General features: G+C 65.5%; 13 protein-coding genes. 9 read left to right on the forward strand and 4 right to left on the reverse strand.

The window, feature by feature from the left end:
* The first annotated feature begins 123 nt into the window (after positions 1–123).
* The 4 genes from RFN28_RS25020 to RFN28_RS25035 all read left to right on the forward strand — a co-directional run bounded on the left by RFN28_RS25020 (position 124) and on the right by RFN28_RS25035 (position 5884).
* Positions 124–1248: a chemotaxis protein CheB gene (locus RFN28_RS25020; protein WP_320289850.1), complete on the forward strand. Its 1125-nt coding sequence runs from the start codon at positions 124–126 to the stop codon at positions 1246–1248.
* The gene (locus tag RFN28_RS25025; RefSeq protein WP_320289851.1) at positions 1187–4804 is read left to right on the forward strand and encodes a CheR family methyltransferase; all 3618 of its coding nucleotides are present in this window, start codon (positions 1187–1189) and stop codon (positions 4802–4804) included. Before RFN28_RS25020 ends, RFN28_RS25025 begins: the two co-directional genes overlap by 62 nt.
* Positions 4801–5175 (forward strand): response regulator, encoded by a 375-nt coding sequence (locus tag RFN28_RS25030; protein ID WP_320289852.1) that lies wholly within the window; start codon positions 4801–4803, stop codon positions 5173–5175. Before RFN28_RS25025 ends, RFN28_RS25030 begins: the two co-directional genes overlap by 4 nt.
* Before the next feature lie 376 nt (positions 5176–5551).
* Positions 5552–5884: a hypothetical protein gene (locus RFN28_RS25035; RefSeq protein ID WP_320289853.1), complete on the forward strand. Its 333-nt coding sequence runs from the start codon at positions 5552–5554 to the stop codon at positions 5882–5884.
* A 215-nt stretch (positions 5885–6099) separates the two neighbouring features.
* On the opposite strand, the gene RFN28_RS25040 is transcribed toward RFN28_RS25035, so the two are convergent.
* Positions 6100–6711, reverse strand: a complete 612-nt coding sequence (locus tag RFN28_RS25040; protein ID WP_320289854.1) for a TetR/AcrR family transcriptional regulator — start codon at positions 6709–6711, stop codon at positions 6100–6102.
* 527 nt (positions 6712–7238) lie between these two features.
* Here RFN28_RS25040 and RFN28_RS25045 point away from each other — a divergent pair.
* The 4 genes from RFN28_RS25045 to RFN28_RS25060 all read left to right on the forward strand — a co-directional run bounded on the left by RFN28_RS25045 (position 7239) and on the right by RFN28_RS25060 (position 11856).
* Positions 7239–7700: a (2Fe-2S)-binding protein gene (locus tag RFN28_RS25045; protein ID WP_320289863.1), complete on the forward strand. Its 462-nt coding sequence runs from the start codon at positions 7239–7241 to the stop codon at positions 7698–7700.
* Positions 7697–8680, forward strand: a complete 984-nt coding sequence (locus tag RFN28_RS25050) for an FAD binding domain-containing protein (protein ID WP_320289855.1) — start codon at positions 7697–7699, stop codon at positions 8678–8680. The genes RFN28_RS25045 and RFN28_RS25050 overlap by 4 nt, the downstream gene beginning before the upstream one ends.
* Positions 8677–10971: a xanthine dehydrogenase family protein molybdopterin-binding subunit gene (locus RFN28_RS25055; protein WP_320289856.1), complete on the forward strand. Its 2295-nt coding sequence runs from the start codon at positions 8677–8679 to the stop codon at positions 10969–10971. The genes RFN28_RS25050 and RFN28_RS25055 overlap by 4 nt, the downstream gene beginning before the upstream one ends.
* Positions 10972–11370: 399 nt before the next feature.
* The gene (locus RFN28_RS25060; RefSeq protein ID WP_320289857.1) at positions 11371–11856 is read left to right on the forward strand and encodes a hypothetical protein; all 486 of its coding nucleotides are present in this window, start codon (positions 11371–11373) and stop codon (positions 11854–11856) included.
* A 26-nt stretch (positions 11857–11882) separates the two neighbouring features.
* Here the strand turns inward: RFN28_RS25060 and RFN28_RS25065 are convergent, their stop codons facing one another.
* Entirely contained in the window at positions 11883–12893 is a 1011-nt protein-coding gene (locus tag RFN28_RS25065) for a zinc-dependent alcohol dehydrogenase family protein (RefSeq protein WP_320289858.1), read from the reverse strand.
* Between the two features lie 99 nt (positions 12894–12992).
* On the opposite strand from RFN28_RS25065, the gene RFN28_RS25070 reads away from it, so the two are divergent.
* A complete protein-coding gene (locus RFN28_RS25070; RefSeq protein ID WP_320289859.1) occupies positions 12993–13976 on the forward strand; it encodes a LysR family transcriptional regulator in 984 nt (327 codons plus the stop codon).
* Between the two features lie 110 nt (positions 13977–14086).
* On the opposite strand, the gene RFN28_RS25075 is transcribed toward RFN28_RS25070, so the two are convergent.
* Complete coding sequence (locus RFN28_RS25075; protein WP_320289860.1) at positions 14087–14845, reverse strand: slipin family protein; 759 nt, start codon at positions 14843–14845, stop codon at positions 14087–14089.
* Positions 14842–16203: an NfeD family protein gene (locus tag RFN28_RS25080; protein WP_320289861.1), complete on the reverse strand. Its 1362-nt coding sequence runs from the start codon at positions 16201–16203 to the stop codon at positions 14842–14844. Before RFN28_RS25080 ends, RFN28_RS25075 begins: the two co-directional genes overlap by 4 nt.
* Between the last annotated feature and the right edge of the window lie 250 nt (positions 16204–16453).

Genomic DNA, 16453 nt, shown 5'->3' on the forward strand with positions numbered 1-16453 from the left:
TTCTGCGCGGTGGGTTAGCCCAGCCCTATCTAGGCTGCACGGTCATGAATGCGAGTCGATGACAGCGCCGCGCCATGGAACCTAGCCCCCTTGACCGACTTATGATTAGGCCGGGGGCAACCCATGGGTGCCATGGCCGACGTTCGAAACCGTGTTTCACCTGCTCGCGAGACCGAGACAAGCTCGCCGCAAGGACAGGTTCGCAACCGCTTCATCATCGTCATCGGCGCGTCGGCCGGCGGAGTGGAGCCACTGAAGCAGATCGTGCGCGACCTCCCCGGCGATCTGCCGGCGGCCGTCTTTGTCGTGCTGCATATCGGTCAGGTCAGCTACCTGCCGGGGATCCTCGAACGTGTGGCGACCCTCAAAACCTCGGTGGCCAAGAACGGCGCGACCTTCAAGACCGGCAACATCTATGTGGCGCCGCCCGGCTTCCACCTTCTCCTGCATGACGATCACATGATGCTGCGGCGCGGTCCGCGCGAAAACCTCGCGCGGCCGGCCATAGACCCGCTTTTCCGCTCGGCGGCGCTCAGCTACGGCGCAAGTGTCATCGGCGTGCTGCTCTCGGGTTCGCTCTCCGACGGAACCGCCGGCCTGAGGGCCATCAAGGCTGTTGGCGGGCTTACGGTCGTCCAGCACCCCAAGGATACGCTGGTGCCTTCCATGGTGGAAAGCGCGCTGCATTACGTCGCGATTGACCATTGCCTGCCGGCGTCCGAACTCGGCGGCTTGCTGGCGAAGCTGGCCGCTGAGCCGGCCGGCGAAACCTCGCCCGCGCCGCCGGGTTTGAAGCTCGAAGCCGCGGTCGCGGCACAGGAGCATTCGACCATGAAAAATGAAGATCGACTTGGCGAACTCTCGGTGTTTACATGCCCGGAATGCCACGGGCCGCTGTGGGAGATCGAAGACGGTGACATGCTGCGCTATCGGTGCCATACCGGGCACGCCTTTACCGCCGACGCGGTGATGGAAGCGCAGGCGATCGAGGCCGACGAGATCCTGTGGAGCCTGCTGCGATCGCACCAGCAGCGGGCCGAGTTTGCCCGGCGCATGGCCGAACGGGAAAGGACAAAGCATCGCTCCAAACTCGCCGGCGAGTTTGGCCAGCGGGCGAAGGAATACGAAGCGGATGCCGCTCTGATCGGGCGCATCCTCGAAAGCAGGCGGGCGCAGGTAACAGGCAATGGCGCAGGCGGCGAGGAAGGCAAGCACAGGGAAGGCAAGCACAGGGAAGGCAAGGGCTAGTGCGCGCGAGGCCGAGAAACGGCCGGCGTCCTTTCCCATCATCGGTATCGGCGCGTCGGCGGGCGGCATCGGAGCACTGCAGACATTCTTTCCCGAAGTCCCGGCGGACAGCGGCTTTGCCTATGTGGTGATCCAGCATCTTGATGCCGAGCATGAAAGCGTGCTCGCAAGCATCATCCAGCGCTGCACCGCGATCGAGACGCGAACCGCGGCCGAGGGCCAGGAGATCGAGCCGGACCACATCTACGTCACCCCCCCGGGCGTCTCGGTGACAGTCGAGGGCCGCCGTTTTCACGTGGCCAAGATGGCCACCATGCGTGCCAGACGAACGCCGATCGACGATTTCTTCACCTCGCTGGCGCAGGTTCACTCGGAGAACGCGGCCGGGATCATTCTTTCCGGAACGGGCAGCGACGGCACCATTGGGCTGCGGGCAATCAAGGAGCGCGGCGGGCTGACGCTGGCCCAGCAGGGCGCCGAATATGACGGCATGATGCGCAGCGCCGTCCAGAGCGGCATGATCGACATGGTGCTTCCCGCGGAAGGCATGGCCGCGAAGCTGGTCGGCTATTTCAGCCACGCCAACCGCCCGGAAAGCGAGCGCGACCGCCGCAAGCGCGAGATCGCCGAGCAGCTTTCGCGGATCGCTGCGCTGCTTCGCGTGCGCACCGGCCACGATTTCAGCGGCTACAAGGACAACACGATCCTGCGGCGCATCCAGCGCCGCATGCAGGTATTGCAGATCGATGATCCGGCCGCCTTCTACGAGCGGCTGCGGGAGGAGCCGCAGCAGGTGGACCTGCTGTTCCAGGACCTGCTCATCGGCGTGACCAGCTTCTTCCGCGATCCGCAGGCCTTCGATGCGCTCGAACGCTTCGTCATTCCCAAACTTTTCGCGGGCCGCAAGCCGGACGAGATGATCAGGGTATGGGTGCCGGGCTGCGCCACCGGCGAGGAAGCCTATTCGATCGCCATGCTGCTCAAGGAGAGCGCGCCGCGCGGCGCCGCCTCGCCCAATTTGCAGATCTTCGCCACCGACATCGACGAACGGGCCCTGGAAGTGGCCCGCGCCGGCCGCTATCCGGCGACGATCGCGACCGACGTGACGCCGAAGCGGCTGAAGGAGTTCTTCTCGCGCGAGGACGGCACCTATCGTGTGGCCTCCGACCTCAGGGAAGTCTGCCTGTTTTCGGCGCACAATCTGTTGCGCGACCCGCCCTTTTCCAAACTCGACCTGATCGCCTGCCGCAACCTCCTGATCTATATGGGACCGGAGCTGCAGGAAAAGATCGTCCCGATCTTCCACTACGCGCTGCGCAACAACGGCTATCTGTTCCTCGGCTCCTCGGAGAACGTCACGCGCCACGCGCGGCTGTTCTCGACCATCGACAAGACAAGCCGCATCTTCCAGAAGCGCGGCGGCGCTGCGCAGCGCCTGCCGGAATTCCCGCTGGCGGCGGCGGCCAGGCAGGCGCCTCCGCTTGCGCGCCGGGGGACGACGGCGGCAACCTTGCGGGAAGTCGCGGAGCGGGTCCTTGTCGAACGCTATTCGCCCGCCTACGTGGTCATCAATGCCGACGGCGAACTGATGCACAGCTCCGGAGGCACCGGCAAATATCTGGAACTCGCCGCTGGCGCCCCCGACAACAACGTCTTTTCCATGGCGCGGCGCGGGCTGCGCATGGACCTGAGGGCCGCGCTCCACAAGGCTGTCGGCACCGGACAGACAGCGATCCAGAACAAGATCACCATCGGCACCAATGGCGGACGCCAGACGATCAGCCTGGCTGTGCAGCCCCTGCCCTCCGACGGATCGTCCGACCCCCTCTACATGCTGGTCTTTCGTGATATCGGCGGCATCAAGCCGGAGATCGAGGACGAACAGGTCCACACGACCGACGATGTCGAGAGCGCCAATGTCAGCCAGCTCGAAAAGGAGCTGAAGGAAACCAGGGAACGGCTGCAGATCACCACGGAGGAGCTCGAATCCTCCAACGAGGAGCTGAAATCCTCCAATGAGGAACTGTCCTCAATCAATGAGGAGCTGCAATCCTCCAACGAGGAGCTGGAAACCTCCAAGGAAGAGCTGCAGTCGATCAACGAGGAACTGCAAACCGTCAATGCCGAGCTCAACATCCGCGTCGACGAGCTCAGCCGCGCCAACAACGACATGGCGAACCTTTTGGAAAGCACGCAGATCGCGACCGTGTTCCTCGACCGCGAGCTCTGCGTCAAGAGCTTCACGCCGACGGCGCGCGATCTGTTCAGGCTGGTCGAAAGCGATGTCGGCCGGCCGCTGGCGCACGTGCGTCCGCGTTTTCCCGCCGACGGACTGCAGGCTGACGTGGAGCTGGTGCTGCACAAGCTCGGCTCGATCGAGCGGCAGATCGATGGCGCCGACAACGGCAGGCGCTACATCATGCGGGTGCTGCCTTACCGCACGGTGGACAATGTCATTGCCGGCGTCGTGGTCACCTTTGTCGACATCACTCAGACCGCGCAAGCGGAGGAAAGGATCGGACTGCTCTCGCACGACCTGCGCAACCGCGTCGAAAGCCTGGAAACGCTGCTGGACCTGGTGCCGGTGGGCATCTTCATAGCCGAAAACGGCAATAGCGAGGAAATCCGCGCCAACCGCCGCGCGGCGGAGTTCGCCGGCCGGGAGGCCACGGATGGCAAGCTGATGTCGGTGCCGGCCGTCCTGCCGCTGACGGTCGACGGTGCCGCTGTGGCAACTAATGATCAGCCTTTGCAGAAGGCGATGCGGACGGGCAAGGCCATTCACGGCTACGAGGCGCGGATCATGCGAGAAGACGGCAGCAGCATCGACGTGAAGATATCGGCCAATCCGCTGTTCGACGAATCCGGCAAGGTTCGCGGCGCGATCGCCGCCCTGGTCGACATATCGAGCAACAAGGAAGCGGAGCGCAGCCAGGAACGGCTGCTGCACGAGTTGCAGCACCGCGTGAAGAACATCCTCGCCACCGTCACCGCTCTGACTTCACGTATGGTGCGTTCGTCGGAATCCCTCGACGATTTCGCGAGCGCCTTTCAGGCCCGCCTCCAGGCGATGGCTCGCACGCACGAATTGCTGGCCTCTTACCAATGGGGAGGCGCCGATCTCGAAGGACTGGTGCGTGCGACCCTGTCTTCCTACGGCGGCGATTCAGGCCTGCATGTGGTCATCCAGGGCGAACCGTTCCAACTTAACGCGAGCGCGGCGGCCACGCTCGGCCAGGTTTTCTTCGAGCTGGGCAGCAACGCGGCGAAGTATGGCGCGTTAACCAGCGACAAAGGCCGCGTTGACATTTCGTGGCGCATCGAAAAGCTGGGCACGCTGTCGATCACGTGGAAGGAAATCGGCGGCCCCAAGGTGAAGGAGCCGACGAAAAGAAGTTTTGGAACTACTTTCATCCAGCAGAGTTTGGAGTACGAGTTGGGCGGAAATGTCGATTTGAGCTTCAGGCCGGGTGGGTTGGAGTGCGTTTTGCAGATACCGCTGCTCAAGTCGGAAATGATCGATTACTTGTCGCCGCCTGCTCCAGGCAAGGTATGAATGAGCAAGCCTCCTTATCGGGTCTCCAGATCCTTGTCGTCGAGGACGCTTTCCTGGTAGCGCTGGATCTCTCCGACATGCTGACGGAATCGGGATGCCGGGTGATTGGCCCCGCGGCTTCGGTGAAAGAGGCGCTGGAGCAGATCGACGGTATCGCGCTGGATGGAGCCGTGCTCGACGTCAACCTCGCCGGAGAACGGAGCTTCCCCTTGGCCGAGTTGCTCGCCTCGCAGGACGTTCCTTTTCTTTTCGTCTCCGGCTACGACAGTCCGACGATTTTTCCCGATGAGTTCCAGCAGGCGCCAAGGCTGTCGAAGCCGGTCGACCCCAAGGAGCTAACCGAAGCCGTCGCGCGTTTTCGCCGATTGTAAGGCCGCTGGAACCGCCAGGCGAACGCAGCTTCCCGCTTGCCGAGCAGCTCGCCACCCGCGATGTCCCTTTTGTTTTCCTCACCTGCTATGACAGCTCCAGACTTGCGCCGTCGCCGCTATTTTGCCTCTTGCCCAAGAGGGGCCGTCCATACATGACGAAGCGGCTAGGTCAGTGTGACAGCCCCCGTCCTGCCGAACATCTTCCCCGGGCGGAGGTACGCGTTCAACCGCCCCGCGTCCGAGCTCCGACAGATCTCGCATGTCGAATCGACCGCATCCTCTCCAATTCTTACCCGAGATCTAAGCCTTTTGGAGAACTCGTGCCCCTATACGAAAAATACTAAAGTAAATTTTCAGAAAGGTGCGGTGTATTAACATGGAAACCGAAAGCAAAAAGCGCTCGGAGCGGATGCCTCACAGTCTGGTTTCAGAAGTAGAGGCGCGCCGCGATTTTCTCAAGAAGGCTGGGCGCTTCGCGGCGGTGACGCCGCCGTCCATAACACTTCTGCTCGGCACAAGCCTCAGCTCTGCGGCGATCGCCAAATCGGGCGGAACACGTCCGATCACTTCTGGCGGATCAACCCCGGGCAATGGAGGGGGAGGCAACATCTTCCACCCCCGCCCTCGCGGCTTTAATTTCGGCCACTCCAGCGGCGACAACTATGGCGGCGGGTCCCACGGGGGCTCCAGGTCGGGCGATCCAAACTAGCAGGCGCTCATCAATGGTCCGGACTGCTCGCCACGTGCCGGCGGAACCTCTCCCGCCGGCCGTCTCCCTGCTTCGGAGAAGATCGGACTTCGCCTCCTCCTTTGCCAATTTCCACTGCGCCTAGAGCGATTCACCGTTTCACGGAAACCGCTCTATCTCTTTGTCTTTACGCAATTCCGGGCGGAAAACTGCTACACACTTTTCCTGGAATTGCTCTAACCCCTCGCCCCGAACCGCAAGCCATCCATCAAGAGCTTCACCAGCCGCCCCGACCGCTCGCGCCAATCGGGCGTGTTGGGGGCGGAGTAGATGCCGCCGAGCGCATGGAGCACATCGGAGGCGTCGACATCGGCGCGGATTTTTCCCGAAGCCGCGGCCGCCTCGACCAGGCCTCGCATGGCGCCAGAGACGCGCCCGGAGGTGTCGGAGAACAGCGTCGAGTTGGTGGTGAGCAGGACCCGCAGGCTGGTGGCGAGGCCCCGCTTGGTAGCGATGTAGTCGACGAAGCGCTGCATCCAAAGTTCCAGCGCGACATCGGCCGGATGCTCGCGCGCGAGTTCGTCGGCGGCCTGGCATAATCCTTCCACCTCGCGGCGGTAGACAACCTCGACCAGATGCTCGCGCGTCGGGAAATGTCGGTAGAGCGTGCCGATGCCGACCCCTGCCCTTTTGGCGATCTCCTCCAGCGAAGCGTCGACACCATCGCTCGCAAAGGCCTGCGCCGCCACCTCGACGAGCTTGTCGCGGTTGCGCTTTGCATCGGCGCGCAGCGGCTTCTGTGCCGGCTCCTCCGGCTTTTCGTCAGTCTCCGGCGGCTGGTCGGCCACTTTTTTCTCCACTGTCGCATTCCGGGGGTTGAACCATGACGGCCCAGCCCCCACGTAAACGGAGGCGCCTCCGCTTTAGTGGAGTGCTCTTATCATATAATCAGGGGCAGCGATATGTCACGTGTTGAAGGACTGAAAGCTTGCCCTGGCCGGTGGAGAGTGGCGGCGCTCGCTCGTGAGGTCGTCATCCTAGGGCGAAGCAAGGAGCGAAGCGACGCGGCGCAGATCCTAGGATCCATGCCGTTAGCTGCGAGCGCGGCGGCGGTGCAGAATTCTGATCCGCCGCGTTCCTCGGCGACCGTCACGGCATGGATCCTCGGGTCAAGCCCGAGGATGACGAATGCAGAGGTCGCCCCCTCCTTCAGACCTCGACCTTGCCCCCTCCCCGCCTAAGCCCCATTTCCCTCCCCTAGCGTCAAGCAATTGGAGCCCGACGCCTCATGACCAGCCAGATAATCATCGATCCTCCCGAAAACGGCCATTTCAGGAACGGCTCAACCAACCAGCCCAGCCCGACCACGCTTTCCATCCACCTCACCATCAACGGCGAGACCCACGCGCTGGACATCGAGCCGCGCGTGACGCTGCTCGATGCGCTGCGCGAGCGGCTTGCGCTAACCGGCACCAAGAAGGGCTGTGATCAGGGCCAGTGTGGCGCCTGCACCGTCCATGTCGATGGCCAAAGGGTGCTGGCCTGCCTGACGCTGGCAGCGCAGGTCGAGGGCCGCTCGATCACCACCATCGAAGGGCTCGCCGACGAGGACGGCACGCTTCACGCCGTGCAGGCAGCCTTCCTCGAGCAGGACGCCTTCCAGTGCGGCTATTGCACGCCGGGACAGATCATGTCGGCGGTGGCCTGCATCCGCGAGGGCCATGCCGGCTCCGACGAAGAAATCCGCGAATACATGGCAGGCAATCTCTGCCGCTGCGGTGCCTATCCGCACATCGTCGCCGCCGTCCGCCAGGCAGCCAGGGAGCTCCGCTCATGAGAGACTTTTCTTACGTCCGCGCCGACAGCGTGGAAGCCGCGCGCAACGCCGCCGCCCTTCCCGGCGCCATGCTGCTCGCCGGCGGCACGACACTGGTCGACCTTGCCAAATGCGGCGTCGCCGAACCCTCGACCGTCATCGACATCAGCCATATCGAGGGGCTCGATGCCATCGATGTGACCGCCGACCGCGCCCTCATCGGCGCGCTGGCCAGGATGAGCCATGTCGCCGACCATGCGGGAGTGAAGAGCCATTTTCCAGCCGTGTCGGAAGCACTCTGGCAGGCGGCCTCGGCGCAGCTGCGCAACATGGCGACCATCGGCGGCAACCTGATGCAGCGCACGCGCTGCCCGTACTTTCGCGATCCGCAAAACTTCGCGGCCTGCAACAAGCGCGCGCCGGGCAGCGGCTGCTCGGCGATCGGCGGCGTCACGCGCGGCCATGCGGTGCTCGGCACAAGCGAGGCCTGCATCGCCACCTATCCTGGCGATCTCGCTATCGCGCTTGTTGCCTTCGACGCCGAGGTCGATCTCGGCGAGCGCAAGCTCAAGGTCGAGGACTTCTTCCTCGCCCCCGGGGCGACGGCCGAGCGCGAGCACGACATCCGCCCAGGCGAGGTGATCACGGCAATCGAGATCCCGGGCTCGGCCGTCGCCAGGCGCTCGACCTATTTCAAGGTGCGCGACCGCCAGTCCTACGAATTCGCGGCGGCTAGCGCTGCGGTCGGGCTGGAGCTCGAAGGCGACGGGCACACCATCCGCGACATCCGTGTCGCGCTCGGCGGCATCGCCACCAAGCCGTGGCGGGCGCGCGAAGTCGAGGAAGCGCTGAAGGGCAAGACGCTCGACGAAGCCACCGTTCGCAAGGCGAGCGAGCTCTCCATGGAGGGCGCCGTCGACCATGGCGCCAACCACTACAAGATCGCATTGGCGCCGCGCGTGATCGCGCGCGCCATCCTCAAATTGGGAGAGACGGCATGACCGTTCATGAGATGAAGCACGCAGCGTCGGACAGCTCCCGCCTCGAAGCGGTTGGCGGACGCCTGTCGCGCGTCGACGGGCCGGCCAAGATCACGGGTGCAGCGCACTACGCCTTCGAGCAGCAGCTCGAAGGGCTGGCGCATGCGGTGCTGGTCGGCGCAACGATTGCCGCCGGCAAGGTCACCGCCATCGACACACGCGCGGCGGAAACCGCGCCCGGGGTGCTCGCCGTGCTGACGCCGGACACCATCATGCCGTTGAAAACCGCGTCGGACTGGTTCGGCACGCCGCCGCCGGATCGACCCTACTGTCCGCTCGCCCGCGAGGTCACCTTTTCCGGCCAGCATGTCGCGGCCGTGGTGGCCGAGACCTTCGAGCAGGCGGTGGCCGCGGCGGAGTTGGTCAAGGTCTGGTATGACGAGACGCCGGCCATCGTCGACCTCAGCGACGGCAATGCCGGCGACGGCATCCCGATCGACGCGATGACCAAGGAATGGGGCGACGCTGAAGCCGCCTTCGCCGAAGCGCCGGTGCGCATCTGCGCGGCCTACAACACGCCGCGCGAGTTCCAGGCGGCGATGGAGCCGCACGGCCTGATCGCACGCTGGGAGGGCGACGAGCTCACCATCTGGGAGCCGAGCCAGTGGCTGGACGGCATGGCCCGCACCTACGCAGAATGGTTCGGCATACCGTTCGAGAATGTGCGGTTGGTCTCGCCCTATATCGGCGGCGGTTTCGGCTCCAAGGCGCTGGCGCTGGCGCACAGCGCGGTGGCGGCGGCCGCGGCCAAGATGCTCGGACGGCCGGTGAAGCTGATCCTGACGAGGCCGCAGAATTTCACGTCCTATGGCGGCCGCGCCGCCACGCGGCAAACCGTGGCGATCGGCGCCGACAGGCAGGGCAAGATCCAGTCGATCGTGCATCGCGGCGTCAACGAGACGGCCGTCGACGGCATGTGGGTCGAGCCGCTCGGTTCAGTCACCTCTATCATGTACGCCACGCCCAACTTCTCCTCGAAGCAGAATGTGGTGCGGGTGAACACGGTGGTGCCAGGGGCGAAGCGCGCGCCGGGCGAGAACCCGAGCGCCTTCGGCATTGAATGCGCCATCGACGAGCTTGCCTATGAGCTGGGCATCGATCCGTTGGAGATCCGCCTGATCAACTATGCTGAACAGGACCCGCAGGCGAAGAAGGCTTGGTCGACCAGGCAGTTGCGCGAGGCCTTCGCCGCCGGCGCGGAAGCCTTCGGCTGGGCAAGGCGCTCGGCCGAGCCGCGCTCGATGCGCGACGGCCATCACCTCATCGGCTGGGGTGTGGCGGCCGGCACCTATCCGGTGCGGCGCGCCTATGGCGAGGCGGTGGTGAGGCTCTCCGCCGACGGTTCGGCCGAGGTCGAAAGCTCCTCGATCGACATGGGCCAGGGCACCTACACGATTCTGGCGCAGACCGCCGCCGAGACGCTTGGCGTGCCGGTGGGACGCGTGTCGGTGAAGCTCGGGGATTCCCACTTCGCCCGCGCGGGCGTCACCGGCGGCTCGCGGCTTGCCGGCGTCATGACCGGCGCCGTCTACAAGGCGGCGGGTCAGGCGCTGGACGAGCTGATCGGGCTGGCGCTGTCGGATCCGCGCTCGCCCTTCCATGGGCTGCAGGCCAACACGCTGGTGGTGCGGGACGGCCGCATCGCCTCGCCGCGCGGCGACGGGCCGGAGATTTCGATTCCTGAGCTGATGAGCACGCTTGGCCGCGAAAAGATCGAGGCGAAGGGCGACACGGTTCCGGCCAGCTTCACGCCGCAGCAGCGCTACAACAACTACACCACCATCGCCATGGCGCTGCCGCACACCGAGGGCGACTATTCGCGCCATTCCTGGTGCGCGCATTTCGTCGAGGTGCGCGTCGACGAGGATTTCGGCACGGTGCGCGTGTCGCGCGTGGTGTCGGCGCTGGATTCCGGCCGGCTCTACAACCCGAAGCTGGCCGAGAGCCAGTGGAAGGGCGGCATCATCATGGGCATCGGCCAGGCGCTGCTCGAAGAAGGCATCGTCGACCGGAGACACGGCCGCATCGTCAACGGCAACCTTGCCGACTACATGCTGCCGACCAATGCCGACATCCCCGATATCCAGACGATCTCGGTCGGCATCCCCGACCCGCATTCCTCCGCCCTCGGCGGCAAGGGCGTGGGCGAGCTCGGCATCGTCGGCGTGGCGCCCGCTATCGCCAACGCGGTGTTCCATGCGACGGGCAAGCGGGTGCGGGATCTGCCGATCACGCTGGAGAAGTTGATTTAGCGCCGGCGTAGAAGCTGCCGATCTCCCCCCAAGCGGGGGAGATGGCCGGCAGGCCAGAGGGGGGCGCGAAGGAACGCGACGTCGCAAGACGTAGTTTCCTCGCCCCCACGAAGTGGGGGAGAGGTGGCTCGGCGAAGCCGAGACGGAGAGGGGGAGCGCCCTTCGAAGGCCCCCCTCTCCGTCCGCTTCGCGGCCACCTCTCCTCCGCCTTTGGCGGGGACGAGGAACCCAAGCCTTAAGACGCCGGCGAGACAGCACCCCCTCTCTCCCGCCGGACATCTCCCCCGCAAGGGGGGAGATTAGCCGTCGCCTCGGCTTTCGCCAATCTCCAGCCCTTCGAGTGCTGTCACAGCTTCATTTGCCCTGTATGATCCTGACCGTTCTCGACGGGGGAGGTTCATGAAAACCGCATTACCGATACTCATCCTGGCGCTCGCAACCTCTCTCCCCGCTCACTCCGCCTCCTGCGCCTGGTCCGCCAAGATGGAGGAAGACGAAGGCGGCAGCGTGATGACGGCTTCGGTCTGCGGCGGGCCGAAGGGCGATGCGCATCTGATGCTGACCTGCTTTGCCAAGCCGGTGCTGAGCTATGATCTCGGCGCCGCGGGCGGGCAACTCGAGCCCGGCATCAACGCCTCCTTCACCTTCAAGGCCGGCGGCAAGAGCGTGACGCGCAAGCTCGATCTGGAAGCGATGTACAACTACTTCACGGCCGAGCTCTCCGGCCCCGCGGACCCGCTGCTCGCCCTGCTGCGCGGCAAGGGCGAGGCGACGGTCAGCGCTGCCAAATATGGCGAAGCGAGCTTTCCGCTGAAAGGCTCCGGCGCGGCGATCGGCAAGGTGCTGGCCGAGTGCGGCAAGGGCTCGGGCGGCGAAGCGGATTGAAGCGCCAACCTCCGACGGCGCCTTCCCTACCACTCCAGCCCGAACACCAATTTCCCGAAATGCAGGCCGCCGGCGGCCATGTGGGTGTAGGCCTCGGTCGCTTCGTTCTGTGAAAACACCTTGTCGACGACCGGCTCGATGCCGGCGGCGCCGATGGCGCGGGCGGCGTCGCGCAGGTCCGAGACCGATCCGGTGTTGTTGCCCACCACCTTCAGCGCCTTGATGATGATCGGCAGCAGGTTGACGGTCGCCTCGGCGCCGGTGACGAAGCCGATGGTGAACAGCGTGCCGCCCGGCGCGGTGGCGTTCACAGCGCGGGCGAAGGTGGCGGTGCCGCCGGTCTCGACGACGAGGTCGGCGCCGAGGCCGCCGGTCAGTTCCAGCACCTTGCCGTCCCAGTCCGGCGTCGCGCGGTAGTTGATGAGGTGATCGGCGCCGAGCGCCTTCGCCCGCTCCAGCTTCTCGTCCGAAGACGAAGTGATGATCACGGTGGCGCCGGCCGCCTTGGCGAGCTGCAAAGTGTAGATCGAAACGCCGCCGGTGCCGAGCAGCACGACCGCCGAGCCCGGCCCGACATCGGCGGCGCGCAGCGCGTTCCAGGCGGTGGTGCCGGCGATGGGCAGGGTCGAGGCCGCCTCAAAGGAAAGATGCGCTGGAATTGGCACGATCGCATTGGCCGGCAGCGCGACATATTCGGCGAGCGATCCGGGTAGCGAGATGCCGCGCATCTGCGTCATCTCGTAAGGCCGCGGCCGGCCGCCGATCCAGCGCGGCTTGGCGTGGGCGACGACGCGGTCGCCGACGGCGAACCTTGTCACGCCCTCGCCGAGCGCGACGATCTCGCCCGCGCCGTCGGCGACCGGAATGAGCGGGAAGACCGGTCCGGGATAATTGCCGCTCGCCACCGCGACATCGACGAAATTCAGGCTCGCCGCGCGCTGGCGGATCAGCACCTCGCCGCGTTGCGGTTCGGGCGTGGCGACGGTGGTGGCGCGGAAGGCGTCCAGCCTGGGCTGGCTGAGTTCGATGGCTTTCATGGGTTCACTCCGTGGGTGATGGATTGGCGGGTTGAGTGAACCTATCTGCTGCGGTATTCCTCGATAATTGTTGGTCTTTGCATTTGAGTATTGCGAATAATGCAGCAATCCCATGAACCGGCAGCCCTTGCCGAAATGGCGGCCTTCGCAGCCGTCGCCGAGGCGCGCTCCTTCACCAGGGCAGCAACGCGGGTCGGGCGCGACGCGACCATCCTGTCGCGCCGCCTGCAATCGCTGGAAGAGAGGCTGGGGGTGCGGCTGCTGCACCGCACGACGCGCAGCGTGTCGCTGACCGAGGCGGGCGCGGAATTCCTGGTGCGCGTGCGCGCCATCCTCGCCTCGGTCGACGAGGCGGAAGCCGCCGCCTCCGCGCATGCCGGCGGCGGGCCGCGCGGGTTGCTGCGGCTGGCGCTGCCCGGCACCTTCGGGCGCATGTGGATAGGTCCCTTCCTGCCGCAGTTCCTCGCCGAGTTCCCGGATGTGCGTATCGAGGCCGAGTTCTCCAACCGCTTCGCCGATCTCGTCGCCGAGAATTTCGACGCTGCTGTCCGGCTGGGCAGCCTTGAGGATTCGCGCCTGGTGGCGCGCAAGGTGGCGACGCGGCGTCGGCTGCTCTGCGCCGCGCCCTCCTACCTTGCCCGAAGGGGCCGGCCGGAAACGCCGCAGGCGCTGCTCGAGCATTCCTGTCTCGGCTTCACCGGCTTCCAGACCTTTCCGGCCTGGGAGATGACCGACCGCGAGGGCTGGCGCGTGCGCGTCGAGGTTTCGGGGCCGTTGGTCAGCGACGATGCCGAGGTGCTGGTCGAGGCCGCCGTGCAGGGCGTCGGCCTGATGATGAGCACCGACTGGCTGGTCGGCCGCGAGCTCGCCGACGGCCGGCTGGTGCCGATCCTGGAGGACTGGACGCTGGCCGACGAAGGCGCCGTCTATATCGTCATGCCGTCAGCCAAGGGCCAGGCGGCAAAGACCCGCGCTTTCGCCGACTGGATCGGTAAGCGATTTTCGCCTGAGCCGCCCTGGCGGCGGAGCAACTCTTCTCCTTCTCCCCTTGTGGGAGCAGGTGTCGCCGAAGGCGACGGATGAGGAGTGCTCCAGGGAACGCTAACGTCTCACTCCGTCCAACACCCCTCATCCGTCTCGGCGCTGCGCGCCGATCCACCTTCTCCCACAAGGGGAGAAGGGAGGGCCGCGCCTCACTTCTCCGGCTCCTTCAGGAACTGCCGCAGCAAATCCACCGGCAGCGGGAAGACCACCGTGGAGGAGCGCTCGCCGGCGATGTCGTGCAGGGCCTCGAAATAGCGCAGCTGCATGGCCTGCGGCTCCTCGGACAGCATCTTGCCCGCCTCTACCAGTTTTGCGGCGGCCTGCTGCTCGCCGTCGGCGTTGATGACCTTGGCGCGCCGCAGCCGCTCGGCCTCGGCCTGCTTGGCGATGGCGCGGATCATGCTCTCGTTCAAGTCGACATGCTTGATCTCGACATTGGAGACCTTGATGCCCCAGGCATCGGTACGCTGGTCGAGGATCTCCTGGATGTCGCTGTTGAGCCTATCGCGCTCGGCCAGCATCTCGTCGAGGTCATGCTTGCCAAGCACCGAGCGCAGCGTGGTCTGCGCCAGCTGGTTGGTGGCGGTCATGAAATCCTCGACCTGGATGATCGCCCGCTCGGCGTCGACGATGCGGAAATAGAGCACGGCGTTGACCTTCACCGAGACGTTGTCGCGCGAGATGACATCCTGCGGCGGCACGTCCTGCACCACCACGCGCAGGTCCACTCGCACCATCTGCTGGATGAAGGGAACGAGGATGATGAGGCCCGGCCCCTTGACCCCGGTGAAGCGGCCGAGCGTGAAGACGACGCCGCGCTCATATTCCCTGAGGATGCGGATGGCCGCCGACAGGAACATGATCACCAGCAGCGCGAGGACCAGATAGGCCACATAACCGACTGTCATTGCTTTGCTCCGTTACTTCCTGCGCCGCGTCGCCGCACCGTCAGCACGAGATCGCTGACGGCAGTCACCTCGACGCTGTCTCCGGGCGCTACAGGCTCGTCGGCCTTTGCCCGCCAGCGCTCGCCGAGCGCCAGCACATGGCCCTCAAGGCCCTCCCAGTCGAGAATCTCGGCCGGCTGGCCGCGCATGGCATCACCCCCGACGCGCGGCGGGTTGCGCCGCGCCGCCCACAGGTAGCTGCCGGCCAGCAGCGCAAGCCCCAGCGTCAACGCTGCGGCGGGGCCGATGATCGCCCAAGATATGGCGAAGCCCGGCCCCTCGACCTTGAGCAGCATAGCTGCACCGAGCAGGAAGGCGACCGCGCCGCCGAGCCCCAGCACAACCGTCGGATTGAAAGCCTCGATGATGAGAAAGGCGACGCCGAGCAGCATTAGGGCGAGCCCGGCATAGTTGATCGGCAAGAGATCGAGCGCGTAGAGGGCGAGCACGAGGCAGGTGGTGCCGATCACGCCGGGCGCCACCGCGCCGGGGCTCGTCACCTCGAAGACCAGACCATAGAAGCCGATCAGCATCAGGATGACGGCCACATTCGGGTCGGTGATGACGGCGAGAAGCCGGATGAACCAGCCGGGATCCAGCGTCTCGACGGCCAAGCCCTTTGTCGCCAACGCCTGCTTCTTGCCGGCCACCTCGACGGTGCGACCGTCGGCGAGCTGCAGCAGCTCCGTCGTGTCGCGGGCGACGAAGTCGATGACATGCTGCTCAAGCGCAGCGCTTGCCGAAAGGCTCGCCGCCTGGCGTACGGCCTTCTCGCCCCAGTCGCCGTTGCGGTTGCGCAGCTCGGCGAGCGAGCGGATGAGCGCCACCGCGTCATTGGTCACCTTGGCCATCATGGCGTCGCCCGGGCCGGCGCCCTTGTCGTCCTTCTCGCCGCCGGGAAGCGACGGCAGCCCGCCGATCTCGACCGGCGTCGCCGCGCCCAGATTGGTGCCTGGCGCCATCGCCGCGACATGGGTGGCGTAGAGGATATAGGTTCCGGCGCTCGCCGCATGGCCGCCAGCCGGAGCGACATAGCCGATGACGGGAACGGGAGAGGCCAGGATGTCAGCGATCATCTCGCGCATCGAGGTCACAAGGCCGCCCGGCGTGTCGAGCTGCAGGATAAGGACCGCGGCATTGCGGTCGGTCGCGGCCTTGAGCGCCTCTTTCAGTTGTCGCGCGCTCGCCGGACCGATGGCGCCGTCTATCGAGATGCTGAGAGCAACCCTCTCCTCCGCCGTTCCGGCCGAGGAGAAGGGAAAAAGCACCGCGGCGGCCACGAAGGCCGCTGCAAGAAGGGCTACCCGCGCGAGTCTCACGCTCAAAGCTCCTTCGATTCAATATGGGGTTGTGCCGTGGCGAAGTCCAATGAGGGACGACGGGTGGGCCTTTCCCTTCTCCCCTTGTGAGGGCTTTGCACGGGGAGCGAAGTGGTTTTCCGCGGTCGGTAAGGTCCTTTTTAGAGGACTGGCAGAGCGGTTTTCGGCGCGCCCTTTGAGGCATTTGTCAGTTTTAAGCGGCCATCCGCAGGATTGCGGACGGACTCCTCCTCATGCTCGTCTCTCAGCA

It is taken from the genome of Mesorhizobium album, assembly GCF_033977205.1.
GTDB classification, from domain to species: domain Bacteria; phylum Pseudomonadota; class Alphaproteobacteria; order Rhizobiales; family Rhizobiaceae; genus Mesorhizobium; species Mesorhizobium album.